This is a genomic window from Streptomyces sp. NPDC040589 (assembly GCF_055594445.1).
This window is the reverse complement of the sequence record NZ_JBVIWP010000001.1, coordinates 1,456,398-1,481,340: the sequence shown is the minus strand read 5'-3', so window position 1 is coordinate 1,481,340 and position 24,943 is coordinate 1,456,398. Positions and strand designations below refer to the sequence as shown.

Below are 24,943 nucleotides of genomic sequence, written 5' to 3'. Positions count from 1 at the left end.
CAGTAGGCCGGGGATCAGTAGGTCAGGGCCTCGTCCATGTCCCGCAGCCAGTACGTGGTCGTCAGCGAGCTGTCGTAGTACATGCCCTTGGCCGGGAGGGACGGGAGTGCGGAGGGGCCGCCGCTGCTGTTCGGCGTGCGGCCCTGGAACCCGACAGCGAGCTTGTGGCCGGTGGTGCCGCCGTCGCCGCTGCCGTCGGCCGCTGACAGCGTCACGCCCGCGTAGCCGGACTCGCCGGGGGCCAGGGTCGTGACCGCCTGCGGCTTGGAGTCCTCGATCGGCCGCGGGGCCCACTGCATCTCGTCGAAGCGCAGCACCGGGTAGTAGGTGAGGTCGCAGTACTTCGAGCCGGTGTTCTTGACCGTGATCAGCATGTGGTTGAGGGGGCGGGGGACCGGCTGGGCGGTGACGGTGGTGTTGGTGCCGTTGCAGGAGACGCGGTTGGCCGGGTCGGCGGGGTCGGTGGCCCCGGAGTTCCCGCCCTGCGCCTTGCCGGTCGTCTCGGACCGCGCGCCCTTCGCGTCGGTGGGCGCCTGGGGCTTCGCGCCCTTCGCGTCGGTGGACGTGGCCGACGCCGTCACCTCGGGCTTCGCGGCACCCTCGTCCTGTGTGCCCGTGCCGTCCTCGCACGCCGTGAGGGCGAGGGCGGCCAGGAGGGCTACGGGGAGGGCGTGGTGCTTGCGCATGGGTGGGTTCCCTTTCGGACAAAGGCGGTTGGCGAGAAGGCCCGAGCGAGCCGCCGACCGGTCGGCCGGGAGCGGCGTGCTTGGATGACCAGAGCTTGTGCGGTGATCCGTCCCGGCCGCCACACCCGGCGGGCCATCAGGGACGCTGGAACGCCTGTACACGCTGTGACCTGGGGAAACGTCCCTGCTCTGGAACGGGTGAACGGGACATGGGGGTTGGAGGAAGGGTGTCGGAAGGCACGGCCGCGGCGGAGTTCGCCGCGCTGCTGGGGGAGTTGAAGGAGCGTTCCGGGCTGAGCTACGGGGTGCTCGCCAAGCGGCTCCACATGAGTACGTCGACGCTGCACCGGTACTGCAACGGGGATGCCGTGCCCGCCGATTACGCGCCGGTGGAGAGGCTCGCCCGGCTGTGCAAGGCGTCGCCCGGGGAGCTTGTCGAGCTGCATCGGCGGTGGGTGCTGGCGGATGCGGGGCGGGGGCGCAAGGGGGGCGGGGGCTCGGCCGAGCCTGTGGGGGCAGGGGCGGCGGCAGTGGCTCCGGTTGGCGAGGTTCCGGCTTCGGGTGCCGAGGATCCGGCTTCGGTTGTCGATGCGTCGGCTTCGGGTGCCGTTGCGTCGGCTTCGGAGGCGGTGCCCGCGGAGGAGGCTTCTTCGGGAGCGGGACTTCCGGGAACTGGCCTTCCGGGAGCGGGACTTCCGGTGGAGCCGGAAGAGGCTGCTGCGGAGGCGCCCCGGTCACGACGTCCTCGGCCCGCCCTCCTCGCCGGTATCGCCTTGGCCGTCGTCCTCGGCGGGGTCGGGCTCGCCGTGGCCGTTCCCTCCGGCGGGGCGGACGACGACGGGCGTCGGGATGCGGCTGTCGTGTCCGACGGTGGCCGGACGCCGGACGGTGACACGGTCGCCTCGGCGTCGCCCTCGGGCAGTTCCTCCGCCGGCACCGGCAAGGACAAGGACAAGGACAAGAGCAAGGGCGAGGGGAAGGAGTCCGCCTCCGCGACCCCTGCCTCGCGCGCCCCCGCCGCCGGAGGCGACAGCGACCGGCCCGGCCGTACGAGCGCCCCCGCCGCCGGCGCTGTCCCCCTCACCGTGAACACCACTCCGCACGCCTGGGAAAGCCCTTGTTCCCAGCGCTACTTGGTGAACCGTCCACCGGGGCAGGTCGGACCGCCGCCGCTGGAGCAGGACGCGACTGCCTGGGTGGCGGCGAACGGGGCCGTTCCGTCGGGGCAGCAGTTCCTGAAGCTCACCGTGCAGGGCACCGGCAAGGAGACGGTGGTCGTCGACGGGCTGACGGTCCGTATGGCAGGCAAGCGGACGCCGCTCGCCTGGAACGACTACGCCATGGGCTATCCGGGCGTCGGCTGCGGCGGTGGCGTCCCGACGCGCTTCTTCACGGTCGCCCTCGATGCCGCGCGTCCCTCCGTCGTCCCCGAGGCGGGACATGACGACTTCCCGTTCTCGGTGAGCCAGTCCGACCCGGAGGTCTACTACATCCGGGCCGACGCCTCCGCCTACGACGTCAGCTGGTACCTGGAGCTGACCTGGTCCAGCGGCAGCCGGCGCGGCACGCTGACGGTGGACGACAAGGGCCGGCCCTTCCGTACGAGCGGGAACAACGGGCGTCCGGCGTACGAGTTCCCGCTGGGCGGTGACAAGTGGGTCGAGGCCGGGACCACTGAGTGACTCTCAGTGGAACTCGTGGACCAGCTCGATCTTCCCGACGATGTGGGCGTTGAACTCGTCGAGCTCCTCGGCCGGGACCCACAGTTCGAGGATCGTCCGCCCGCCGGCCTGCTGGACCGGGTAGCGGCTCAGGAACCCGGAGTCGACCTCGAACCGGGTGACGTAGCCGGCGCCGTCGTGCTTGACGTTCCAGTCGCGTGCGATCTTGACGGCGTAGTCCTCGTTGAGGACCGGGCAGAAGATCGGCTGCTCGGGGAGCCGGGGCGGCCAGGCGCGCCAGTCGAGCTCCCGCAGCAGGTCCAGTTCCTTGGGGCCGGTGGGACGCCACAGGGTCGTCGTCGCTCGCTCGCCGGTCTCCATGGGCACCATCAAATCACTTGAGGCGTTAGGTTGTTGACCGTCGGAGTGGTTGCTGATTGAACCACCTACTCTTCAGGAGACGTCCATGTCCGGTGACGCGCTCAGCCAGGATCCCGCCGAGCTGCAGAGGAGGATCGACAGCGGCAAGGCGCACCCGGCGCGGGTCTACGACGTCTTCCTCGGGGGCAAGGACCACTACCCGGCCGACCGGGAAGCGGCCGCCGCCGGGCTCGCCGCCAATCCGCGCGGGTACCTCGACGTCCGGCACAACCGCGACTTCCTGCGCCGCGCGGTGACCACGCTGGTGGAGCAGGACGGCATCCGGCAGTTCCTCGACATCGGCACGGGGCTGCCGACTGCCGAGAACGTGCACCAGATCGCGCAGCGCGTCGCCCCCGAGTCGCGGGTCGTGTACGTCGACAACGACCCGGTCGTGCTCGCGCATGCGCGGGCCCTGCTGACCAGTGGGCCCGAGGGCCGTACGGACTACATCGACGCCGATCTGCGGGACCCGGCCCGCATCCTCGAACAGGCCGCGAAGACGCTGGACTTCGACCAGCCGGTCGCGCTGTGCCTGGTCGCGATCCTGCACTTCGTCGAGGACGCCGAGGCGTATCCGCTGGTGCGCGAGCTGCTCGACGCGCTGCCCGTCGGCAGCCGGCTGGTGCTCAGCCATCTCACCGAGGACCTCAACCCCGAGAACATCCGCGCGGTCCAGCGGACGTACACCGAGCGGGGGTTCACCTTCGTGCTGCGGACCCGGGCGGACGTCGAGCGGTTCTTCACGGACAGCTTCCTGGAGATCGCCGACCCGGGCGTCGTCCCGGCGCACCGCTGGCGGCCCGACCACGCGGCCCCCGTCCCCGAGCAGCCGGAGGAGTCCTTCCTCGCCGGCCTCGACGACATCGAGAGGGTCCGCTACCGCGACATCAACGACGTCACGGACGCGGACATCAACGTGTACGCGGGGATCGGGGCCAAGGGCTGAGCAGCGGACCGGCTGCTCCCGGGCTGAGCAGCGGACCGGCTGCTCCCGTGTCCGGATCCCGGAAGCCTTCTTGTAGGCGGCATGTATTTCCCTAGGCTGCGGGCACGAGGCGTCACCGCAGCCGAAGGAGCCGTGTCATGACCGTCGCCGACCACGCGCCCACCCGCTCTCCCGTGCCGCCGCTCGCCGCGCGGGCCCGGTCCGTCGGCGGCTCCCCCGTACGGGACATCCTTGCGGTCACCGCCCGCCCTGAGGTGATCAACTTCGCGGGCGGGCTGCCGGCGCCGGAGCTGTTCGACGCGGCGGGCATCGCGGCCGCGTACCGGGCGGTGCTCGCCGAGGTGCCCCAGCGGGCGTTGCAGTACTCCACGACCGAGGGCGAGCCCGTGCTGCGGGCCGCGCTCGCCGCCCGGACCAGCGCGCGCGGCCTGCCGACCGGCGCCGAGGACCTGCTCATCACCACCGGCTCCCAGCAGGCCCTCTCGCTCCTGGCCACCGTGCTGCTCGAACCGGGGGACACCGTCCTCGTCGAGAACCCCTGCTATCTGGCGGCACTTCAGGCCTTCGGCTTCGCCGGAGCGCGGGTCGTGGCCGTGCCCGGGGACGAGCATGGCGTCGATCCCGAGACGCTGGAGGATCTGGTGGTGCGTGAGCGGCCCAAGCTGCTGTACACCGTGCCCACCTTCCAGAACCCCACCGGACGTACGCTGCCCGCCGAGCGACGCGCCGCCGTGGCCGCCGTCGCCGCGCGGCGCGGGCTGTGGATCGTCGAGGACGACCCCTACGGGGAGCTTCGCTACGAGGGCGAACGCGTGCCGTGGATCGCCTCCCACCCGGGGGCCGAGGACCGTACGGTGCTGCTCGGCAGCTTCTCCAAGGTCATGGCGCCCGGAATGCGGCTGGGCTGGCTGCGCGCGCCCGGTGAGCTGCGGCGCGCCTGTGCCGTCGCCAAGCAGGCCGCCGACCTGCACACCCCGACCGTCAACCAACTCGCCGCGGCCCGGTACCTGGCGGACAACGACCTGGACGCCCATGTCACGCGTGTCGCCGGCGTGTACGGCGAACGCCGGGACGCCATGCTCGCGGGGCTGGCCGGAGCGCTGCCCGAGGGGTCGGTCTGGAACCGGCCCGAGGGCGGCATGTTCCTGTGGGCGCGCCTGCCGGAGCCGTACGACACGACGGCCCTGCTGCCGCAGGTGGTGCGGCACGACGTGGCGTATGTCCCCGGCGCCCCCTTCTACGCCGGCGACCCCGACCGCACGACCCTGCGGCTGTGCTTCGTGACGCAGACGCCCGAGGAGATCGGGGAGGGGCTGCGGAGGCTGGGGGAGGGGCTCAGTCCCACCAGAAGTGCCAGGTCGGCTGATCGATGACCTGGCGCTCGGCGTAAACCCGCAGGGTGGGGTCGGGGCTCTGCAGGATGTTGTCCGGGCAGAACGCGAAATGCTCAGCGGCGACGGCCTCCGCCTCCGCGAGGGTGGTGGGCGGGGCGGCGACCGACACCAGCAGATGGTCGAAGCCGAGGGCCACGACCCGTATGCCGAAGCGGTCCTCCCAGGAGCGCAGCACCGCGCTGATACGGGCCGTGTCGCCCTCGTGGTTCGCCGGGCCCGTCCAGCCGATCGCCGTCGGGATGTCGGCGCTGCGGCGGGCCGGGACCAGGGCGAGGCGGGGGTCCTTGAGCGGACCGCCGGCTTCGAGCAGCGAGTCGGCGATGGTGGTGGCGACCGCGTCCGGGTCCTGGACCCGAGCGGTCGGCCTGGCGGGCCCGGGCCATGCGTCGTCCTCCGCCGCGCACTCCTCCCAGTACTCCGCCAGCACCTCCTCGGCGTCGTGGTCCCCGGGGTAGGACACCTCGCCGGGCATCAACTCCCAGCTGTCCGGCCCGCCATGCCCGTCCCCCACATCGAGCACGACCGGCAGCAGCCCGACCCGCCGCGTCGGCTCCAGCGCCGACCAGCCACCCGGCACGGCCCGGTCCTGCGCGCACCACAGCAACGGCTCGTGCCAGGGGCCCTCGTCGGTGCTGTCGACCAGTGTCCCGGCGGGGAGCCGAAGTCCCTGGGCGCGGCCGCTCGGGTCTGCCGCCAGGGTCGGGAGCGGGTTCGGAAGTGTCGCCATGGGGTGACTGTAAATCCGACCACTGACAAGGGGACATCAGCGGACGCGAGCTGACCTAATTGCTCCGTACGGTCCTCCCATGACCACTTCCTCGGAGAAGACCGACCTGTCGTACGCGCTCGCCGAGCAGCGGGAACTGCTGCTGATCACCGTGCGCGGACTCGACGACGAGCGGGCCGCCCGGCGTACGACCGTGAGCGAGCTGACCCTGGGCGGGATCGTGAAGCATCTCGCTCAAGGGGAGGCGGCGTGGACCCGGGTCATGGTCAAGGGCGACGGCGAACTGCCGGACGGCATGCTCGACATGGAGCAGTACCGGATGGCCGAGGGCGACACGCTCGACGGGCTGCTGGAGGCGTACACGGCGGCCGCGCGGGCGACCGACGAGGCCCTGGCCGGGCTGCCGGATCTGGACCGCGGCCTGCCCCTGCCGATGACTCCCTGGTCGCCGCCGGAACGCGAGTACTGGTCGGCGCGCCGGATCCTGCTGCATCTGATCCGGGAGACGGCCCAGCACGCCGGGCACGCGGACATCATCCGGGAGGCACTGGACGGCGCGAGCAGCACGGCTCAGCGTTGAGGCGGGGGACGGGACGGGGGACGGACACGGGGACGGTGGTCCGTCAGACGCGGGCCTCGAAGCATTCGCGGCTGCCTCCCGCCACCGGGCGGAAGCAGGCCCGCACGGTCGCGCCCGGTCTCGCCTCGGTCATGGGGGTGTAGACGTACGACTGCGCGGCGATGCCGTCCGTGATCTCCGCGGTGTGCGGGCGGCTTGTGACGTCGTCGGCCGGGTCCATCTCCAGGCGGTCGCCGATGCGCGTGCTCCACATCCTCGCCCAGCCCGCCCCGCACTCCGGGCTGTAGCGCAGTTCGAGGTGGGCTCCGGTGGACGTGCGGTGCGAGGCGAGGGTGAGCGGGTGCGTGCCGCACTTCATGGGCATCGGGTCCTGGCCCTCGCAGGTGGCTCCCAGGCAGCGGGGCGTCGGCGCTGAGGAAGGCGGTGCGGAGGGGCGGCTGTCGCCGGTGTGGCCCGCGACGAGGACCAGGGCGACCGAGAGGCCGCCGGCCGCGATCGCGCAGACCGAGGCGAGGATCGCCATGACCGCGCCCCTGCCGCCGGCGGGATGCCCGGCGTCCGCGCCCGGGGGGTCCGCAGGCACAGGCGCGTCCGTGGGCCGCGCCGCCGCCCGGCCGCTCCATTCCGACTCCGCGAGTTCCCACAGCGCCAGGCAGCGGCCCTCCGGTTCGCCCGCGAGGCGGCACAGCTCCCGCACCGCTTGGCCGGGCGGGAGTGTCTTGCCGTTGAGGTAGCGCTCCCAGGACGACTTGCTGAACGTGGTCTTCGCCGCGAGGGCCGCCAGGCTCAGGCCCGTGCCGGTGCGCAACTCCCTCAGCGCGGCGGCCAGTCGGGCGCGTTCCGGCGGCAGCGCGTGCTGCGGGGGCCGCGTCATCCCCGGAGGGCCTTCCAGGTGTGCGGGCCGATGATGCCGTCCACGACCAGGCCGGAGTGCTTCTGCAGCGCCTTGACCGCGCGTTGCGTGTGCGGGCCGAAGATGCCGTCCACGGCTCCCGGTGAGAAGCCCGCCTCGTGCAGCAGGCACTGCGCCTCGGCCACCTCCGGTCCGGCGTGGCCCTTCGCCAGGACGGCCTTCCGGGTGCGGCTGTTGCCCGTGTACCAGCGGCCGTCGATCCGCTCCGCGCGGCAGGTGTAGGTGGGGCGCTCCGACTGCTTCGGCGACCCCGGTGTCTGCGTGGCCGCGGACACCGTGAGGGGGGTCGCGGCCGCCTTGCCCTCGCCGTCCGTGAGCCGTACGGCGAGCAGGACCACGGTGGCGACGGCCAGCACCAGGGCCACCGACCCGGCGACGAGGGTGATCCGCAGCGCCCGGCCGTGGGGGCGGGGTGTGCCGGTGCCGGTGCCGGGCCCGGCCGGTGGTCCGCGGTGCTCGGCCACCGTGCCCCATGCCTCGGCGGCGACCTCGTGCAGCGCGAGCAGCCGGGTCGGATCGTCACCGTCGAGCCGGGCCATCGCCTCGACGGCATCCCTGGGCGGGAGCGTCCTGCCGTTGAGGTAGCGCTCCCACGAAGACGTGCTGTAGCCCGTCTTCGCCGCGAGCCGGCGCAGGCTCAGTCCGCTGTGGTCCTTGGCCCGGCGTAATCGCACCACCAACTGCCGTACCCGCGGATCCAGTTCTTCGGGCAGCCCTTTCCAACGCGACATGTTCCCCCCATTCGCGTTCGCGGACCGTGGTCAGCGGTCCCCTTACCGCCGCATTCTGCATCAGCATCCACGCGGTGCCCCATACATCGGTTCCGATCCCCCTGCCGCCCCCTACCGATTCGGCCACCGCACGCCGCGAGCGTCCCGCCGTACCGTCCCGGCGGGTGGTGTCCGGGCAGGTCAGGGGGTGGGACGTCCCGTGAGTGCGTCACTTGCGGGGCGGGTGTGGTGGAGCCGGGCTCCCGGCCCGCAGTCTCGTTGTCGAGCCGGCCGGTGCGGTCGGCCCGTCCACGAAGGGGGAACAGCACATGCGTATGACCAGGAAGCTCGCCGTCATGGCCGGGGGGATCGCGCTGACCGGTGGTCTGCTGGCCGGCAACGCGGGTACGGCCGGTGCGGCGGAGGCCTCGCCCCAGGCGGCGTCGGACTGTCCCTCGGGCTGGTTCTGCGTCTGGGCCGGCAAGAACTACACCGGCCGCATGCAGAAGGTCGAGGGGAAGAACGCGGACCTCACCGGGTTCGTGGTCTTCCAGGGCTTCAAGTCCTGGTACAACCACGGCAGGTCCTGTGACTACAAGTGGTACACGGAGAAGAACCACCGCGGAGACAGCGGAGTTCTCGCGCGGGGCGTCAAGGGGACCGGCGACACCGTCTGGTTCCAGAAGTCCAACGAGTGGGTCAACTGCAGCTGACCAGCGGCACCCCACAACGCCCGAGGGCGGCACTCAACGGGGGAGTGCCGCCCTCGGCCTGTCGTCAGGGGCCGGGATCAGAGCCGCTCGGGCGTCCGGATGCCCAGCAGGCCCATGCCCTGGTGGAGGGTGCGGGCCGTGATGTCGCAGAGGAACAGGCGGTTCTCGATCTGTTCGGGCGTCTCGGCCTTCAGCACCGGGCACTTGTCGTAGAACGACGTGTACAGCGACGCCAGCTGGTACAGATACGCCGCCAGCTTGTGCGGGGCGTACTCCGCGGCGGCCTCGAAGACCGTGTCGCCGAACGCGTCCAGGTGCAGACCGAGCGCCCGCTCCGCCGGGGCGAGTCCGAGCTCCGGGTGCGCGACCGGCTTCGTCTCGCCGGCCTTGCGCAGGATCGACTGGATCCGGGCGTACGCGTACTGGAGGTAGACGGACGTGTCGCCGTTCAGCGACACCATCTGGTCCAGGTCGAACTTGTAGTCCCGGTTCGGCGACGTCGACAGGTCGGCGTACTTCACGGCACCGATGCCGACCTGCGCGGCCCGCTCCTGGATCTCGTCCTCGGTGAGGTCCTGTGCCTTCTCCCGCACGACCTCGGCGGCCCGCTGCACCGCCTCGTCCAGCAGGTCCTCCAGCCGTACGGTCTCGCCCTCACGCGTCTTGAACGGCTTGCCGTCCGCCCCGAGCACCGTGCCGTAGCCCATGTTGTGCGCGGTGACGCCGTCGCTCAGCCAGCCTGCCCGGCGAGCCGTCTCGAAGACCATCTTGAAGTGCAGCGACTGACGGACGTCCACGACGTAGAGCAGGGACGAGGCGTGCAGGTCCTGGACGCGGTTGCGGATCGCCGTCAGGTCGGAGGCCGCGTAGCCGAAGCCGCCGTCGGCCTTCTGCACGATCAGCGGGACCGGCTGGTCGTCCTTGCCGCGGATCTCGTCGAAGAACACCACGAGCGCGCCCTCGGAGCGCACCGCGACACCCATCTCCTCCAGGAGGCGGGCGGTCTCGGGCATGCCCTCGTTGTAGGCGGACTCGCCGACGATCTCCTCGTCGCGGATCTCCATGTCGAGCTTCTCGAAGACGGAGTAGAAGTAGACCTTCGACTCGTCCACGAACTGCTGCCACAGCTCGAGCGTCTCCTTGTCACCGGACTGCAGGGCGACGACCCGCTTGCGGGCCCGCTCCTTGAACTCCTCGTCCGCGTCGAAGAGCGCACGCGACGCCTTGTACACCCGGTTCAGGTTGCTCATCGCCTGCTCGCCGTCGACGTCGGCCGCGGGGGCCAGCTCGCCGGGGTGCTCGAACAGGTACTGGATGAGCATGCCGAACTGGGTGCCCCAGTCGCCGATGTGGTGCCGGCCGATCGTCTTCTCGCCGGTGAAGTCGAGCATGCCGCGCAGGGCGTCGCCGATGACCGCCGACCGCAGGTGACCGACGTGCATCTCCTTCGCCACGTTCGGCTGGGCGTAGTCGACGACCGTGATGCCCGCGTTCTCCTTCAGCGGCACGCCGAGACGCTCGCCGTCCGCGTGCCGCGCGGCGAGGTTCTCGGCGATCGCCCGGTCGGCGATCGTGATGTTGAGGAAGCCGGGGCCGGAGACCTCGACGTCCTTGATCACGTCACCGGTGACGATGTTGCCGACGACCTCCGTCGCCAGTTCCCGGGGGTTCGACTTGGCCTTCTTGGCGAGGGCCAGGATCCCGTTGGCCTGGAAGTCGGCCCGGTCGCTACGTCGCAGCAGCGGATCGGCGTCGGCCTCCGGCCGGGTGGCCGACAGGGCGTTCGCGAGACGCTGCTGGACTTGATCGGTGAGCGACGTGACCGAGGTCATGGGATGGATGCCGTTCTCCTCGTGGGAATCGATAGACACGCTCAGTATCCCACGGGGGGTAAAGCCGTTTTCCCGGGCGGGATGCCGTCTGGGAGAATGGGCACCGGCCGTTGACCGTACGGCTGCCCTGGAGAAAGAAGGACGTGCCGATCGTGGCTCAGAGCACCGAGACCACCGACTGGGTCTCCCGTTTCGCGGATGAGGTCATCGAGGAGTCGGAGCGTCGGGCCCCGGGCAAACCCGTCGTCGTCGCGTCCGGACTCTCACCGTCCGGCCCCATCCACCTCGGCAACCTGCGCGAGGTCATGACCCCGCATCTCGTCGCCGACGAGATCCGCCGCCGGGGCCACCAGGTGCGGCACCTGATCTCCTGGGACGACTACGACCGGTACCGCAAGGTCCCGGCCGGGATCGCCGGCGTCGACGAGTCGTGGGCCGAGCACATCGGCAAGCCGCTGACGTCCGTCCCGGCGCCGGAGGGCTCCTCGCACCCGAACTGGGCCGAGCACTTCAAGGCCGCGATGGTCGAGTCGCTGGCCGAGCTGGGCGTGGAGTTCGACGGGATCAGCCAGACCGCGCAGTACACCTCCGGGGTGTACCGCGAGCAGATCCTGCACGCCATCAAGCACCGCGGCGACATCGACGCGATCCTCGGCCAGTACCGGACGAAGAAGGCCCCGGCCAAGAAGCAGCAGCAGAAGCCGGTCGACGAGGCCGAGCTGGAGGCCGCCGAGGGCTCCGGCGCGGCCGGTGAGGACGACGGCAGCTCCACCGCCGCCGGCTACTTCCCGTACAAGCCGTACTGCGGCAACTGCGAGAAGGACCTCACCACCGTCACGTCCTACGACGACGACTCCACCGAGCTGACGTACGCCTGCACCGCGTGCGGCTTCTCGGAGACGGTCCGGCTGAACGAGTTCAACCGCGGCAAGCTGGTCTGGAAGGTCGACTGGCCGATGCGGTGGGCGTACGAGGGGGTTGTGTTCGAGCCGAGTGGTGTCGATCATTCGTCTCCCGGGTCGTCGTTCCAGGTCGGCGGGCAGATCGTCGGGATCTTCGGCGGGCAGCAGCCCATCGGGCCGATGTACGCCTTCGTGGGCATCAGCGGGATGGCGAAGATGTCGTCCTCGCGCGGTGGCGTGCCGACCCCGGCGGACGCCCTGAAGATCATGGAACCCCAGCTGCTGCGCTGGCTGTACGCGCGGCGCCGGCCCAACCAGTCCTTCAAGGTCGCCTTCGACCAGGAGATCCAGCGGCTGTACGACGAGTGGGACCGGCTGGACGCCAAGGTCGCCGACGGCAGCGTCCTGCCGGCCGACGCCGCCGCGCACGCGCGTGCGGTGGGTACGGCCGCCGGTGAGCTGCCGCGGACGGTCCGGCCGCTGCCGTACCGGACGCTGGCGTCCGTCGCGGACATCACCGCCGGGCACGCGGACCAGGCGCTGCGCATCCTCAGCGAGCTGGACCCGGAGCAGCCGCTGACCTCGATCGACGAGGTGCGGCCGCGGTACGACAAGGCCGAGGCCTGGATCAACACGCACGTGCCCGCCGACCAGCGGACGATCGTGCGGGAAGAGCCCGACGCCGAGCTGCTGAAGTCCCTCGACGAGGCGTCCCAGCGGTCGCTGCGGCTGCTGCTCGACGGGCTCGCCGGGCACTGGTCGCTCGACGGGCTGACGCACCTGGTGTACGGCGTGCCGAAGGTGCAGGCCGGGTTCTCCGCCGACGCGACGCCGAAGGAACTGCCGCCGGAGATCAAGACGGCCCAGCGGTCCTTCTTCGCCCTGCTCTACCACCTGCTGGTCGGGCGGGACACCGGGCCGCGGCTGCCCACGCTGCTGCTGGCGGTGGGGCAGGAGCGGGTCCGGGCGCTGCTCGGGGAGTAGTCGCCATCGCATGACGAAGGGGCCCTGGTGTCAGGGCCCCTTCGTCATGCGATGTGCTCTTCTTCCATTTCCTGGTAGTGGCGGCTGCTGAAGCGGTCGACCATGCGCTTGGCCTCCGTGGTGTCCAGGCGGATGCCGTACTCCGCCTCCACGTTGTCGAGGAGCTGGTTGGGCGTCGGGTAGCTGCCGTTGATCGACTGCTTGAAGACCTGGTAGTACGACTCCTCGTCCGGTTCGGCGACGGGCGGGGTGCCGCCGCCCTCGCCGAGTTCGCGGGTGCGGTTCGGGCCGACCGGGATGGGGAAGCTGCCGGTGTCTTCCGGGGTGAGGTCCTGCTCGTACTGCGTTTGGTACTGCTCGGCCTCTTGTTGTTCCGCGATCCACTCGGCGTACTGATCGGGGTTGTAGGCCGGGTCGTAGCCGCCCTGGTATTCGACTTCCCGCTGGGTGTTGAACCAAGGGCTCTGATCCGGCTCGGGTTCGTAGTCCAGGTGCTCGGCGTCGGGGCCGCGGTCGAGCTCCAGGCGCTGCTCGCTGTGAGGTGCCGCTCTCTGTGGGACGGGTGCCGCCCCGGCGGCACGATTGCCCGCAGCTGGGCCTGTGTCGAGCTCCGGCTGCGGTGCCGGCGGGATCAGCGCAGGCTCTATCCCCGCCGCCGCCAGGCCCGCTGGGGCCGTCTCCGCCAGCGGTACCCCGTAGCGCGCCAGCCTCAGCGGCATCAGGGACTCCACGGGAGCCTTGCGGCGCCAGCTACGGCCGAAGCGGGAACGCAGCCGCGCCTGGTAGACGAGACGTTCCTGCTCCAGCTTGATGACCTGGTCGTAGGAGCGGAGCTCCCAGAGCTTCATGCGGCGCCAGAGGAGGAACGTGGGGACCGGGGAGAGCAGCCAGCGGGTGAGGCGGACGCCCTCCATGTGCTTGTCGGCCGTGATGTCGGCGATCCGGCCGATCGCGTGGCGGGCCGCCTCGACCGCGACCACGAACAGGATCGGGATCACCGCGTGCATGCCGACGCCGAGCGGATCCGGCCAGGCGGCCGCGCCGTTGAAGGCGATCGTCGCCGCGGTCAGGAGCCAGGCCGTCTGGCGGAGCAGAGGGAAGGGGATCCTGATCCAGGTGAGGAGCAGGTCCAGGGCCAGCAGGACGCAGATGCCCGCGTCGATGCCGATCGGGAAGACGTAGGAGAAGTTCCCGAAGCCCTTTTTCAGGGCCAACTCGCGGACCGCGGCGTACGAACCGGCGAAGCCGATGCCGGCGATGATCACGGCGCCGGCCACGACCACGCCGATGAGAACGCGGTGCATCCGAGTCAGTTGTGGCGCGGCCACCCGTCTTCCCCTCCCCTTGCGTGTTGTTGCGCGCAACAGGGTGGCACATGTGTGCGGAGGACGGGTGGCCGGTTCCGGTCGGTGGTGTTCAGCTCTTCTTGGCGGGCGACTTCGAAGGCGACGCGGAGGAGTCCTTCGAAGCCTCCTTCGAGGGCTCCTTGGACGGGGACTTCGACGCCGGCTTCGACGGGTCGCCGCCGGCCTTGCCGCCGCCCGCGCCGTTCGCCTCGGACACCGCGGCCACCGCTTCCTTCGCGGCCTTCTCGGCGTCCTTCGCCAGGTCGCCGGCGCTCGGGGACTTGTCGCCGGCCAGACCCGCGCCGTTGTAGTCCAGCGTCACGACGACGTTCTCGACGCGTGCCACGACCGTCTGCTGCTTGAAGGTGCCTTCCTTCTTCTTCAGGTCGTAGCGCACGGCCGTCGCCTGGTCGCCCGTGTCAGGCACCGGCTCCGACTTGACGCCCTTGGCGCCCTCGGAGGCCTGGACGTCCTGGATCTGCTTCTCGTAGTACTGCTGGGCCAGCTTCTCGCCCGAGCCGCGCGTGGTGTCCGACTCGAAGCGCAGCATCGACACGTTCAGCCAGCGGAACTGCGAGCCCTTCACGCCGTTGTTGTCGAGGCTGTTCCAGGAGCAGCTGCCGCGCGTGGAGATATCGTCCGACTTGCCCTCCTTGCCGGACTTGCTCTCCGGAACGAGGTCCTCCAGCGTCTTCTTCGACAGGGCCTTGCAGGACTCCGGAAGCTTGTCGTACGCCGCCGCCTCGACGGTCGGCGACGGGCTCGCGGACGCCGAGGCCGCCGCGTTCGCGGCCTTGTCCGTGCTGTCGCCGGAGCCGGAGTCCGAGGAGCAGCCGGCGGCGACCAGCATCACGGGGACGGCGGCCGCGCAGACAAGGGCGCGGTTGAGGCGCTTCGCTCGCTGGTCCTGCTGGTCTCGCTGTGCTCGTCGCTGCATGGTTCCTTCACTCATGACGCTCGTGGTTCCCTGCGGTCGGAACGGGGCCGAGTGGTCACCGTACGCGGTGAGGCGGTGGTGTGGTCTTCCTTCGCGTGCTTTGCGGGTGCGCGTGAAGGGGGCGTGAAGGGGCCTCAGCCGCTCAGCGAGTCGGCCAGCTGGGAGGCCAGTTTCTGGGCCCTGTCCTGCAATTCCTTGCTGTCCGGGACGACGCCGACGGTGGCCGGCTGTTCGGCGTACTCGATGGTCACGATGACATTGGACGTGCGGAACGCCACAGTCACCGTCCGCTGCTTGGCCGTCGAACCGGAGCTGCTCAGCTCGTCGTCGATGAAGGCCTCGTCGCCGAAATCCTCCAGCACGCGGGGCTGCAGTTCGGTCGGGGTGGCGGAGGTGGACGTCGAGGGTGACGAGGAGCCGGAGGGAGAGGAGGGGGAGGACGTCGAGCCGGGGGAGCCGCTCGGGGCGGCGGAGGCCCCGCCTGCCGGGGTGCTGCCCGCGGCGGGGGACTCCGTGGCGGCCGACTCGGTGGCCGTCGGCTCGGGGAGGTGGGCCGCGGCCTCCCGCTCCGCGAAGAGCTGCTCGGCCTGGTTGTCGTCGCTGACGGCGTTGTCGTAGGAGACGACCCGTTCGAAGTCGACGAGCAGATGGTCGCTGGCCTCCCGGCCGTCCACCTTCCACTGGCAGCCGACCTTGCGGTCGGTGTCGAACGTGACCGTCGGCTCGCCCTCGTAGGCCTTCTCGCGCTGCTCGCCGTCGGTGATCTGCCGGATGCCGGGCAGGAGTTCGTCGAGCATGCTCTCGCCGACCGCCGTGCAGGGCTCGGGGAGCGTGCGGTAGCGGCCCGGCTCGGCGGCGGGCGAAGCCGTGCCGGTGTCACCGGGGTTGGAGTCGTCCGTCGGGCCGTCGTCGCCCGAGCCGCCGGTGCAGCCGGCCAGCAGGGCCGCGAGGAGCGCGGCGATACCGGGTGCGTACGCCTTCCGTTGCACGTGGTGGCTCCTCTCGGGGCGGATATTGGCTTGCCGTCGCCGGGCAGCCGATGAACACAATGTCTATCGCACGCACTGCCGTGAACGCCGGTCCGGAATCCCTTTCGTAGACCTTGGCTCCGGTATTTGCTCTTGAAGACTTCTGCTTGCTTACGGGGGATTGAGGACGTTATGTCGTATGTAGAGGTACCTGGTGCGAAAGTACCGATCCGGATGTGGGCCGACCCCGCCTCGGTCGAGGAGGGCGCGCTCCAGCAGCTCCGGAACGTCGCCACGCTGCCCTGGATCAAGGGCCTGGCCGTCATGCCCGACGTGCACTACGGCAAGGGCGCGACGGTCGGTTCGGTCATCGCGATGCAGGGCGCGGTGTGCCCGGCGGCGGTGGGGGTCGACATCGGCTGCGGAATGTCGGCGGTGAAGACGTCCCTGACGGCGAACGACCTGCCCGGGGATCTGTCGCGGCTGCGGTCGCGGATCGAGCAGGTGATTCCGGTGGGGCGGGGGATGCATGCCGATCCTGTCGACCCGGGGCGGCTGCATGGGTTCGGTACGGCCGGGTGGGACGGGTTCTGGGGGCGGTTCGACGGGGTTGCGGAGGCGGTGCGGTTCCGGAGGGGGCGGGCGGCTACGCAGATGGGAACCCTTGGCCAGGGAAACCACTTTGTTGAAGTTTGTATCGATACATCCGATGTGGTGTGGCTCATGCTCCACTCCGGCTCCCGGAACATCGGCAAAGAGCTGGCCGAGCACCACATCGGCATAGCCCAGAAGCTCCCGCACAACCAGGGCCTGGTCGACCGCGACCTCGCCGTCTTCGTGGCGGACACCCCGCAGATGGCGGCGTACCGCAACGACCTGTTCTGGGCGCAGGAGTACGCGAAGTACAACCGTTCGATCATGATGGCGCTCCTGAAGGACGTGGTCCGCAAGGAGTTCAAGAAGGCGAAGCCGCTCTTCGAGCCGGAGATCAGCGCGCACCACAACTACGTGGCCGAGGAGCGCTACGAGGGGATGGACCTGCTCGTGACCCGCAAGGGCGCGATCCGGGCCGGCTCCGGCGAGTACGGGATCATCCCCGGGTCCATGGGCACGGGTTCGTACATCGTGAAGGGCCTCGGCAACGACAAGTCCTTCAACTCGGCCTCGCACGGCGCGGGCCGGCGCATGAGCCGCAACGCGGCGAAGCGCCGGTTCTCGACGAAGGACCTGGAGGAGCAGACCCGGGGTGTGGAGTGCCGCAAGGACTCCGGCGTCGTGGACGAGATCCCGAGCGCCTACAAGCCCATCGAGCAGGTCATCGACCAGCAGCGGGACCTGGTGGAGGTCGTGGCGAAGCTGAAGCAGGTTGTTTGCGTGAAGGGCTGACGCGCCGGCTCACTCCACGAGGCCCTCCCGGAGGGCCGCCGAGAGGGCTGACGCGTCCAGCTCCAGGGCGTTGGTCACATAGCCGGCTGTCGAGCCGTAGCGGTTCGTCAGGTCCGTCAGGAACAGGTGCATGACCTCGGCGGGGGCGCGGCCGAACGACGGCCAGGTGGGGGAGCGGCCGTCGTTGCGGGATGTCCAGTCGGCGAGGAGGGCGGGGGCCGCCAGGTCCGTGAGGGCGAAGTCCTCGACGATGGTGGGTCGCGGGACGTCGAGGAGCTCCAGGACCAAAGCCGCGAGCAGGCCTGTGCGGTCCTTGCCCGAGGCGCAGTGGAAGACGAGCGGCTCGTCGGCCCGCGCCGCCTGTGTCACCAGTTCCAGGGCCCGACGGATTTCCTTGGTGCCGTCCTGGGCCACTTCCATGTAGCGCTCGGCCAGGTAGGGGCCGGGGGCGATGTCGGGGGTGAGGGCCGCCTGGTCGTAGGGGCGGTGCTCGATGCTGAGGTTGTGGTACGTGAAGGACGGGTGGTCCGGGATGCGGCCCCGCGAGTCGATTTCCCAGGGGTAGCGCAGGTCGACGACCGTGCGGATGCCGAGGGAGAGGAAGCGGGTCCAGTCGTCCGTGCCCTGGGTGAGCTTGCCCAGGGAGTCCGCGCGGTAGACGCGGGCCCGGCGGACGCGGTTGCCGTCTGCGGTGGTGCGGCCGCCCAGGTCACGGAAGTTGTGCAGGGCGTCGAACGGTATGTGTCTGTCGATGTCCACGAGGGGTGACCCTATGGACCACCCCGGCCCGGTGCCTGTGCTTTCACGGCTGTGGGTGTGTCCCCGCCGGCGTCACAGCTCGCGGTGGACCTTCGTGTTCGAGGCCTGGGCGCGGGGGCGGAGGACCAGGAGGTCCACGTTGACGTGGCTGGGGCGGGTGATGGCCCAGGTGATGGTGTCGGCGACGTCGTCGGCCGTGAGGGGCTCGGCCACGCCCTCGTAGACCTTCTCGGCCTTTTCCGTGTCGCCGGAGAAGCGGGTCAGGGCGAACTCGTCCGTCTTGACCATGCCGGGGGCGATCTCGATGACGCGGACCGGCCGGCCGACGATCTCCAGGCGCAGGGTCTCGGCGAGGACGTGGGCGCCGTGCTTGGCGGCGACGTAGCCCGCGCCGCCCTCGTAGGTGCCGTGGCCCGCGGTGGAGGAGACGACCACGACCGTGCCGTCGCCGCTCGCGTCCAGCTTGGGCAGCAGGGCCTGGGTGAGGTGGAGCGTGCCGATGACGTTCGTCTCGTACATCTGGCGCCAGTCGGCCGGGTCACCGGTCGCGACCGGGTCGGCGCCGAGCGCGCCGCCGGCGTTGTTGACCAGGACGCCGATCGTCTTGAAGGCCGTGGCGAACTCGTCGACCGCCGCGCGGTCCGTGACGTCGAGGGCGTAGGCCGTGGCCTGGTGGCCCGCCTTGTTGATCTCCTCCGCCAGCGCCTCGATGCGGTCCTTGCGGCGCGCGGTGAGGACGACGCGGTAGCCCGCCGCGGCGAGCCGCCGGGCGGTGGCGGCGCCGATTCCGCTGCTCGCACCGGTGACGACGGCGATGCGGGAGGCTGCGGACGGGGCGGCGGTGGCCATGGGAGCTCCTCGGGCGTGGGTGCGGTGGGCGGGGCCGGCTGTGGCCTCAGGGCTTCCGGCCTTCCGGCCAGGATAGGCGGGGCCCGCGGTGGGAGAATGAGGGCGGGTGGTCCCCTGTTTTCCGGTCTTTCCTGGAGGTGGATCATGGGCGAGGCACGTGAGGTCATGGACCGGCTCACGGACGCGGTCACCACGCACGCCGATCTGAAGGTCATCGGCGAGCTGTACGCCGAGGACGCGGTCGCCTTCACCCCTGACGAGGGCGAGCTGCGCGGGCGCGACGACATCGTCGAGTACTGGCGGACGATGACGGAGGCGGTCCCCGAGGCGACGTTCCAGCCGTTGCACTCCTACGAGGTCGGCGACACGGCCATCGACGAGGGGTTCTTCAGCGGGCGCAACACCGGGCCGCTGGAGCTGCCCAACGGCGAGACGCTCCCGCCGACGCAGAAGGAGATCAGGATCCGCGGGGTGGACATCGCCACCGTGCGGGACGGGCGGATCGTCGACTACCGGCTGTACTTCGACGAGATGGATTTCCTGGGGCAGTTGGGGTTGCTGCCGCCTGACGAGCCGTTCTGAGATCCCGGGCCGCGGGCCGGTCAGTTTCCTCGCGGGGCGTACATGATGACCGCCATGCCCGCGAGGCAGATCAGTGCGCCCGTGATGTCCCAGCGGTCCGGGCGGTAGCCGTCCGCGACCACGCCCCAGAGGATCGAACCGGCGACGAAGATCCCGCCGTACGCGGCGAGCACGCGGCCGAAGTGGGCGTCGGGCTGGAACGTCGCGACGAAGCCGTACGCGCCGAGCGCGAGGACGCCGCCGGCCGCCCAGAGCCAGCCCCGGTTCTCGCGCACGCCCTGCCAGACCAGCCAGGCGCCGCCGATCTCGAACAGTGCGGCGACGACGAAGAGGGCGGCGGAGCGGACCACGAACATGGTCGTCAGCTTCGCACGCCCTCGCCCGGGCGCTCCGCGTCGGGGCGGGACGGCTCCCGGCGCCGGGCGGGACCGCGCGGCTGGCTCCGTCCGGTCTCGCGCCGTGTGGCGGGCTGGACTCGGCGGTGACGGCGACGGGGCGGCCACACCGCCGTGGTCCTCGGTGAGTCCGCCCGGGCGGCGGTGTGGGGCGGGGGCCCGCGCCGGCACGTCGGCTTCATCCTGCGGGCCGGGCCCGCTCGTCATCTGCGGGGCAGGGGGACCGGTGAGGTCGAGGCGAGTGCTGACGACGCGGGTTTGCCGGACTGGCCCTATCGCCCGGCCCGGGCCTCCGCGGCGTACGCCGTGGGAGGTACTCCCACCGTCGTCGTGAAGTCCCGGACGAGGTGGGCCTGGTCCGCGTAGCCGAGGTCGGCGGCGAGGCGGGCCCAGTCGACGTCGTCGCGGTGGCCGGCCTGTTCCAGGGCCTCGTGGATGCGGTAGCGGAGGATGACCCACTTGGGGCTGACGCCGACCTGGGTCGAGAAGAGCCGTTGCAGTGCCCGTACCGACAGGCCGTGTGCGTGGGCGAAGTCGCCGACGCGGCGTACGGTGCGGTCCGCGCGGATGCGTTCGACGAGGTCGATCGCGAGGTCCGCCTGGGGGTCCGGGATGCGGGGCAGGGCGAGCAGGAAGCTGTCGAGGGCGGCGACCCGGGCGCGGTCGTCGGGGGGCGTGACGACCGCGCGGGCGGTGTCGGCGGTGGCCCCGGGGAACACCTCCCGGGCGGGCAGGGCGCGGCCCGTCCAGCGGGAGACCGGCTCCTCGGGGGCGTACGGCCGGAAGCCGCCGGGGCGGAACTTCGCCCCGCAGACCCGGCCCCGCCCGGTCAGCTTCCTGGTGTACAGGCCGAGCGCGACGCCGGTGACCTCCCCGTAGGGCGGGGCGTCCTCCTCGTCGGCCCCGTCCCACTGGAAGGTCAGGTTCACGGACGGATGCGGAACGATGTGGGAGGCGTAGGGCGCGGGCAGGTCCCAGTCGATGAGCCAGTACCACTCGACGTACCGGCGCAGCGGCTCGGCGGGCTCGTGGCGGCGGAATCGCACGCGGTTCAGCAGCCCGGACGGGTCGACGATCCCGCGGGTGTCGTGGCGGGGTGCCTCCATGGCCGGATCGTACGTCGCGTTTCTTCAAGATGGGCGGTCGTGGCTGTCCCTACGGTCGGAGCATGGACACGAACCCTGTGAGGACGTACCGCATCGCTGAGCTGCTGGGCATGGCGCGGGAGCGGGCGGTGCCGGTGGTGCGGGGCATTCCCGACGCGACGCTCGCCGCGCCCACGCCCTGTGCCGAGTACGACGTGCGGGCGCTGGTCGATCACCTCTTCCAGGTGATCGTGCAGTTCCAGCGGCTGGCCGCGAAGGAGGCGTCGGACTTCGGTGAGGCGCCCGACCCGGTCGCCGGGAGTCCCGAGTGGCGTGAGCGGTTCGCCCGGGAGGCGGACCGGCTGGTGGCGGCCTGGTCGGCGCCGGGTGCCGAGGAGGGCACGACGGGCGGGATGAACATGCCGGCGCGGCTGGTCGGCTCGATGGCGCTGCTCGATCTGACGGTGCATGTGTGGGATCTGGCGCGGGCGACGGGCCAGGAGTACCCGGGTGCCGACGAGGCGGTCGTGGCGGAGCTGTCCGGCGCGGTGGACGAGCTGGCGCCGACGGCCAGGAGGATGGGGGTGTTCGGGGAGCCGGTGCCGGTGGCGGAGGGTGCGTCGCCCCTGGAGCGGCTGCTCGGGCGGACCGGCAGGGAGCCCTCCTGGAATGCGCCCGCGCCCGCTGTCGTTCCCCCGAGTACTGTTGAAGGGTAAACAACCTGGAGGGTGAGCGACCATGCAGTTCGGGATCTTCAGTGTCGGCGACGTCACGCCCGACCCGACCACGGGCCGGACACCGACCGAGCGCGAGCGGATCAAGGCCATGGTCGCCATCGCGCTCAAGGCCGAGGAGGCCGGGCTCGACGTCTTCGCGACCGGCGAGCACCACAACCCGCCCTTCGTGCCCTCCTCCCCGACCACGATGCTCGGCTACATCGCCGCCCGCACCGAGCGGCTGGTCCTCTCCACGGCCACCACCCTCATCACCACCAGCGACCCGGTGAAGATCGCCGAGGACTTCGCGATGCTCCAGCACCTGGCCGACGGCCGGGTGGATCTGATGCTGGGCCGCGGGAACACCGCGCCGGTCTACCCCTGGTTCGGGCAGGACATCCGGCAGGGCATCCCGCTCGCCGTCGAGAACTACGCCCTGCTGCACCGCCTGTGGCGCGAGGAGGGCGTCGACTGGGAGGGGAAGTTCCGTACGCCGCTGCAGGGCTTCACGGCGACGCCCCGCCCGCTGGACGGCGTACCGCCGTTCGTCTGGCACGGGTCGATCCGCTCGCCGGAGATCGCCGAGCAGGCCGCGTTCTACGGCGACGGCTTCTTCCACAACAACATCTTCTGGCCGGCCGACCACACCAAGCGCATGGTCGAGCTGTACCGGGCCCGGTACGCCCACCACGGGCACGGCACGCCCGAGCAGGCGATCGTCGGGCTCGGCGGGCATGTGTTCATGCGGCGGAACTCGCAGGACGCCGTGCGCGAGTTCCGGCCGTACTTCGACGTCGCGCCGGTGTACGGGCACGGGCCTTCGCTGGAGGACTTCACGGAGCAGACGCCGCTGACCGTCGGCACCCCGCAGCAGGTCATCGAGAAGACGCTGGCCTTCCGGGAGTACGCGGGCGACTACCAGCGGCAGCTGTTCCTGGTCGACCACGCCGGGCTGCCGCTGAAGACGGTGCTGGAGCAGATCGACCTGCTGGGCGAGGAGGTCGTACCGGTGCTGCGCAAGGAGTTCGCCGTGGGCCGCCCGGCGGACGTGCCGGAGGCGCCGACGCACGCGGCCCGGCTCGCGCGGGCCCAGGGCTGAGGGGACGGCAGGCCTCCCGGCCCGTGGTTGTGTGAGCCCTGGTGAGAGGCGAGTAAGAAGGACGCTCCGGCGCAGCGCATCCGGTCCCGGGGAGCCGGTCGCCAGGCACACTGGACGCGTGCCCCACACCGTGCTGCTCGCCGAAGACGACCGCGCCATCCGCAACGCCCTGGAGCGCGCCCTGACCCTGGAGGGCTACCAGGTCATGGCGGTCGCCGACGGTGTCGAGGCACTGGCGCAGGCCCACCGCAACCGTCCGGACGTGCTCGTCCTGGACGTGATGATGCCCGGCATCGACGGGCTCCAGGTGTGCCGGGTGCTGCGCGCCGAGGGCGACCGGACGCCGGTCCTGATACTGACGGCCCTCGTGGAGACCGCCGACCGGATCGCCGGCCTGGACGCGGGCGCCGACGACTACGTGGTGAAGCCCTTCGACGTGGAGGAGGTCTTCGCCCGGCTGCGCGCGCTGCTGCGCCGCACCAGCCCGGTGGGGGTGGGCGACCCCCACGGCGGCGCACCGGTCGGCGGCGCTCCCGCCGGTGGCGCTCCCGGCGGCGGCGCTCCCGTCGGCGGCGCGTCCGCGCCCCAGGCGCCCAGGCAGCTCCCCGAGCGGTTCATCGAGGCCGCCGGCATCCGCATGGACCCGCAGGCGCGCCGGGCCTGGCGGGGTGCGCGCGAGCTGGAGCTGACCCGCACCGAGTTCGAGCTGCTGGAGCTGCTGGTCCGCAACGCGGGCATCGTCCTCGACCACTCGACGATCTACGACCGCATCTGGGGCTACGACTTCGGCCCCGGCTCGAAGAACCTCGCCGTCTACGTCGGCTATCTGCGCCGCAAGCTCGACGATCCGGACGGGCCGCAGCTGATCCACACGGTGCGGGGCGTGGGTTACGTGCTGCGGGAGGACTGAGTGGGCCGCCTCCGCCGGCTGCTGAGCGGGCGGCGGCCGAAGCTGGTCTCGCTGCGCACGACGTTCGCGGTGTCGTTCGCCGCGGTGACCGCGGCCGTGACGGTCCTGGTCGGCATCCTGTCCTACAGCGCGGCGGCCCGGCTGGTGCGGGTGGACCAGCAGACGGTGTTCGACGAGGTCGTGCAGGACCTGCGGGACGAGGTGCGGGAGAACCGGATGACGCCCGGGGACTTCTCCTCCGCCGCGCCCGGCCATGACCTCGTGCGGCCCGCCCGTACCGATGTGCAGGTGCTCGGCCCGGACGGCCGTGTCGTCGACCGGGGCAGTCCGGGACTGCCGGTGACCGGGGCAGATGTGCGGATCGCCGCCGCGTCCTTGTCGGGGCGGGTGGCCGAGCACAAGGACGTCGACGTGGGCGACGACGTCTACCGGGTGGCGACCGTCTCCCTCGGCGGCGGGCGGGGCGCGGTGCAGGTCGCGCAGGAGTTCAGCGACGTCGAGGACCTGCTGCGGGCGCTCCAGCGGCGGACGCTGCTGCTGATGGCCGCCGTCGTCATCGCCGCCGGTCTGTTCGGCTGGTGGCTCGCCCGGCGCATCACGCGGCGCCTGTTCGTCCTGACCGACGCAGCCGAGGACGTGGCCCGGACCCGCCGTCTCGGCATCCAGGTGCCGGTCGCCGGTCATGACGAGGTGGGCCGGCTGGGCCGGGCCTTCGACCGCATGCTGGGCCGGCTCGCGCAGTCCGAGGAGGACCAGCGCCGGCTGGTCCAGGACGCGGGCCATGAGCTGCGGACGCCGCTGACCTCGCTGCGGACGAACATCTCGATGCTCCGCCGGATCGACGAACTGCCGCCCGAGACCCGGGAGGAACTGGTCGCCGACCTCGGCCAGGAGGCCCGTGAGCTGACCGACCTGGTCAACGAGCTCGTCGACCTCGCGGCCGGCCAGTCCGACACCGAGCCGCCCCGGCGGGTGGACGTCGCCGACCTCGCGGAGGAGGTGGCGGGCCTGGCCCGGCGCCGCAGCGGCCGGCAGATCACGCTCCGCGCGAGCGGCGACACCACGACCGACGGACGGCCCGGGATGCTGACCCGGGCGCTGTCCAACCTCGTCGAGAACGCCGTGAAGTTCGACCAGCGCGGCACGGCCCCCGTCGAGATCGTCGTCGCCGGGCCCGCCCGGCCCGGCACGATCCGCGTCGAGGTCCTCGACCGCGGCCCCGGCATCACCGACCACGACCTCGCCCGCGTCTTCGACCGCTTCTACCGTGCCGCCGACGCCCGCTCCCTGCCGGGCTCGGGCCTCGGCCTGTCCATCGTCCGCGAGGTGGCTCTCGCGCACGGGGGAGCGCCGTTCGCGGTCCGGCGGGACGGGGGCGGGACGGTGATCGGGTTCACGGTGGGCGGGTTCCCGGTGGATGACGGGCGCCCGGCCCACTGA

At 71.4% G+C, this 24,943-nt stretch carries 25 protein-coding genes; 12 read left to right on the top strand and 13 right to left on the bottom strand.

Annotated elements, in window-relative coordinates; translation table 11 throughout:
• Positions 1-14: 14 nt before the first annotated feature.
• On the bottom strand, positions 15-809 hold the full coding sequence (locus ACZ58V_RS06880; RefSeq protein ID WP_471288757.1) for a DUF4232 domain-containing protein: 795 nt from the start codon (positions 807-809) through the stop codon (positions 15-17).
• 104 nt (positions 810-913) lie between these two features.
• On the opposite strand from ACZ58V_RS06880, the gene ACZ58V_RS06875 reads away from it, so the two are divergent.
• Positions 914-2,368, top strand: a complete 1,455-nt coding sequence (locus ACZ58V_RS06875; protein ID WP_471288693.1) for a helix-turn-helix domain-containing protein — start codon at positions 914-916, stop codon at positions 2,366-2,368.
• Positions 2,369-2,371: 3 nt separating this feature from the next.
• On the opposite strand, the gene ACZ58V_RS06870 is transcribed toward ACZ58V_RS06875, so the two are convergent.
• Positions 2,372-2,728 (bottom strand): hypothetical protein, encoded by a 357-nt coding sequence (locus tag ACZ58V_RS06870; RefSeq protein WP_471288691.1) that lies wholly within the window; start codon positions 2,726-2,728, stop codon positions 2,372-2,374.
• Between the two features lie 85 nt (positions 2,729-2,813).
• On the opposite strand from ACZ58V_RS06870, the gene ACZ58V_RS06865 reads away from it, so the two are divergent.
• Positions 2,814-3,716, top strand: coding sequence for an SAM-dependent methyltransferase (locus ACZ58V_RS06865; protein ID WP_471288689.1), 903 nt, complete (start codon positions 2,814-2,816; stop codon positions 3,714-3,716).
• Positions 3,717-3,853: 137 nt separating this feature from the next.
• Positions 3,854-5,089 carry an aminotransferase-like domain-containing protein gene (locus tag ACZ58V_RS06860; protein WP_468186306.1) on the top strand — a complete coding sequence of 412 codons (1,236 nt, stop codon included), beginning with the start codon at positions 3,854-3,856 and terminating at the stop codon, positions 5,087-5,089.
• Here ACZ58V_RS06860 and ACZ58V_RS06855 read toward each other — a convergent pair.
• Positions 5,052-5,837 (bottom strand): DUF4253 domain-containing protein, encoded by a 786-nt coding sequence (locus ACZ58V_RS06855; protein ID WP_468186309.1) that lies wholly within the window; start codon positions 5,835-5,837, stop codon positions 5,052-5,054. The two genes, ACZ58V_RS06860 and ACZ58V_RS06855, sit on opposite strands and share 38 nt — an antisense overlap.
• Positions 5,838-5,916: 79 nt before the next feature.
• Here ACZ58V_RS06855 and ACZ58V_RS06850 point away from each other — a divergent pair, with 79 nt between their 5' ends.
• The gene (locus ACZ58V_RS06850) at positions 5,917-6,417 is read left to right on the top strand and encodes a DinB family protein (RefSeq protein ID WP_468186312.1); all 501 of its coding nucleotides are present in this window, start codon (positions 5,917-5,919) and stop codon (positions 6,415-6,417) included.
• Between the two features lie 43 nt (positions 6,418-6,460).
• Here ACZ58V_RS06850 and ACZ58V_RS06845 read toward each other — a convergent pair whose 3' ends face one another.
• The gene (locus ACZ58V_RS06845; protein WP_468186315.1) at positions 6,461-7,291 is read right to left on the bottom strand and encodes a helix-turn-helix domain-containing protein; all 831 of its coding nucleotides are present in this window, start codon (positions 7,289-7,291) and stop codon (positions 6,461-6,463) included.
• Positions 7,288-8,061 carry a peptidoglycan-binding protein gene (locus ACZ58V_RS06840; protein ID WP_468186318.1) on the bottom strand — a complete coding sequence of 258 codons (774 nt, stop codon included), beginning with the start codon at positions 8,059-8,061 and terminating at the stop codon, positions 7,288-7,290. Before ACZ58V_RS06840 ends, ACZ58V_RS06845 begins: the two co-directional genes overlap by 4 nt.
• Positions 8,062-8,369: 308 nt before the next feature.
• Here ACZ58V_RS06840 and ACZ58V_RS06835 point away from each other — a divergent pair, with 308 nt between their 5' ends.
• Complete coding sequence (locus tag ACZ58V_RS06835) at positions 8,370-8,753, top strand: peptidase inhibitor family I36 protein (RefSeq protein ID WP_468186321.1); 384 nt, start codon at positions 8,370-8,372, stop codon at positions 8,751-8,753.
• 77 nt (positions 8,754-8,830) lie between these two features.
• Here ACZ58V_RS06835 and argS read toward each other — a convergent pair whose 3' ends face one another.
• A complete protein-coding gene (argS, locus tag ACZ58V_RS06830) occupies positions 8,831-10,585 on the bottom strand; it encodes an arginine--tRNA ligase (RefSeq protein WP_468188230.1) in 1,755 nt (584 codons plus the stop codon).
• A 143-nt stretch (positions 10,586-10,728) separates the two neighbouring features.
• On the opposite strand from argS, the gene lysS reads away from it, so the two are divergent.
• A complete protein-coding gene (gene lysS, locus ACZ58V_RS06825) occupies positions 10,729-12,471 on the top strand; it encodes a lysine--tRNA ligase (protein WP_468186324.1) in 1,743 nt (580 codons plus the stop codon).
• Positions 12,472-12,515: 44 nt separating this feature from the next.
• Here lysS and ACZ58V_RS06820 read toward each other — a convergent pair whose 3' ends face one another.
• The 3 genes from ACZ58V_RS06820 to ACZ58V_RS06810 form a co-directional block, all read right to left on the bottom strand.
• Positions 12,516-13,775: a DUF2637 domain-containing protein gene (locus ACZ58V_RS06820; protein ID WP_471288687.1), complete on the bottom strand. Its 1,260-nt coding sequence runs from the start codon at positions 13,773-13,775 to the stop codon at positions 12,516-12,518.
• A gap of 112 nt (positions 13,776-13,887) precedes the next feature.
• Positions 13,888-14,754, bottom strand: a complete 867-nt coding sequence (locus ACZ58V_RS06815) for a DUF3558 family protein (protein WP_471288685.1) — start codon at positions 14,752-14,754, stop codon at positions 13,888-13,890.
• A 134-nt stretch (positions 14,755-14,888) separates the two neighbouring features.
• Positions 14,889-15,743 carry a DUF3558 domain-containing protein gene (locus ACZ58V_RS06810; RefSeq protein ID WP_471288683.1) on the bottom strand — a complete coding sequence of 285 codons (855 nt, stop codon included), beginning with the start codon at positions 15,741-15,743 and terminating at the stop codon, positions 14,889-14,891.
• A 171-nt stretch (positions 15,744-15,914) separates the two neighbouring features.
• Between ACZ58V_RS06810 and ACZ58V_RS06805 the strand changes: the two genes are divergently transcribed.
• Entirely contained in the window at positions 15,915-17,108 is a 1,194-nt protein-coding gene (locus tag ACZ58V_RS06805) for an RtcB family protein (RefSeq protein ID WP_471288681.1), read from the top strand.
• A gap of 9 nt (positions 17,109-17,117) precedes the next feature.
• On the opposite strand, the gene ACZ58V_RS06800 is transcribed toward ACZ58V_RS06805, so the two are convergent.
• Together ACZ58V_RS06800 and ACZ58V_RS06795 are read right to left on the bottom strand one after the other, a co-directional pair.
• Positions 17,118-17,867, bottom strand: a complete 750-nt coding sequence (locus tag ACZ58V_RS06800) for a tyrosine-protein phosphatase (RefSeq protein WP_471288680.1) — start codon at positions 17,865-17,867, stop codon at positions 17,118-17,120.
• 72 nt (positions 17,868-17,939) lie between these two features.
• The gene (locus tag ACZ58V_RS06795) at positions 17,940-18,716 is read right to left on the bottom strand and encodes an SDR family NAD(P)-dependent oxidoreductase (protein WP_184591750.1); all 777 of its coding nucleotides are present in this window, start codon (positions 18,714-18,716) and stop codon (positions 17,940-17,942) included.
• A gap of 144 nt (positions 18,717-18,860) precedes the next feature.
• On the opposite strand from ACZ58V_RS06795, the gene ACZ58V_RS06790 reads away from it, so the two are divergent.
• Positions 18,861-19,298, top strand: coding sequence for an ester cyclase (locus tag ACZ58V_RS06790; protein WP_471288679.1), 438 nt, complete (start codon positions 18,861-18,863; stop codon positions 19,296-19,298).
• 20 nt (positions 19,299-19,318) lie between these two features.
• On the opposite strand, the gene ACZ58V_RS06785 is transcribed toward ACZ58V_RS06790, so the two are convergent.
• Positions 19,319-19,654, bottom strand: a complete 336-nt coding sequence (locus tag ACZ58V_RS06785) for a YnfA family protein (protein ID WP_468186346.1) — start codon at positions 19,652-19,654, stop codon at positions 19,319-19,321.
• Positions 19,655-19,965: 311 nt separating this feature from the next.
• On the bottom strand, positions 19,966-20,799 hold the full coding sequence (locus ACZ58V_RS06780; protein ID WP_471288677.1) for a DUF6597 domain-containing transcriptional factor: 834 nt from the start codon (positions 20,797-20,799) through the stop codon (positions 19,966-19,968).
• Between the two features lie 62 nt (positions 20,800-20,861).
• Between ACZ58V_RS06780 and ACZ58V_RS06775 the strand changes: the two genes are divergently transcribed.
• From ACZ58V_RS06775 to ACZ58V_RS06760, 4 genes are all read left to right on the top strand, one after another.
• Positions 20,862-21,494: a TIGR03086 family metal-binding protein gene (locus ACZ58V_RS06775; protein WP_468186352.1), complete on the top strand. Its 633-nt coding sequence runs from the start codon at positions 20,862-20,864 to the stop codon at positions 21,492-21,494.
• A 22-nt stretch (positions 21,495-21,516) separates the two neighbouring features.
• Positions 21,517-22,593, top strand: coding sequence for an LLM class flavin-dependent oxidoreductase (locus ACZ58V_RS06770; protein WP_471288676.1), 1,077 nt, complete (start codon positions 21,517-21,519; stop codon positions 22,591-22,593).
• A 118-nt stretch (positions 22,594-22,711) separates the two neighbouring features.
• Positions 22,712-23,503, top strand: coding sequence for a response regulator transcription factor (locus ACZ58V_RS06765; protein ID WP_471288675.1), 792 nt, complete (start codon positions 22,712-22,714; stop codon positions 23,501-23,503).
• Positions 23,504-24,943, top strand: a complete 1,440-nt coding sequence (locus ACZ58V_RS06760) for a HAMP domain-containing sensor histidine kinase (RefSeq protein WP_468186361.1) — start codon at positions 23,504-23,506, stop codon at positions 24,941-24,943. It abuts the gene before it with no gap.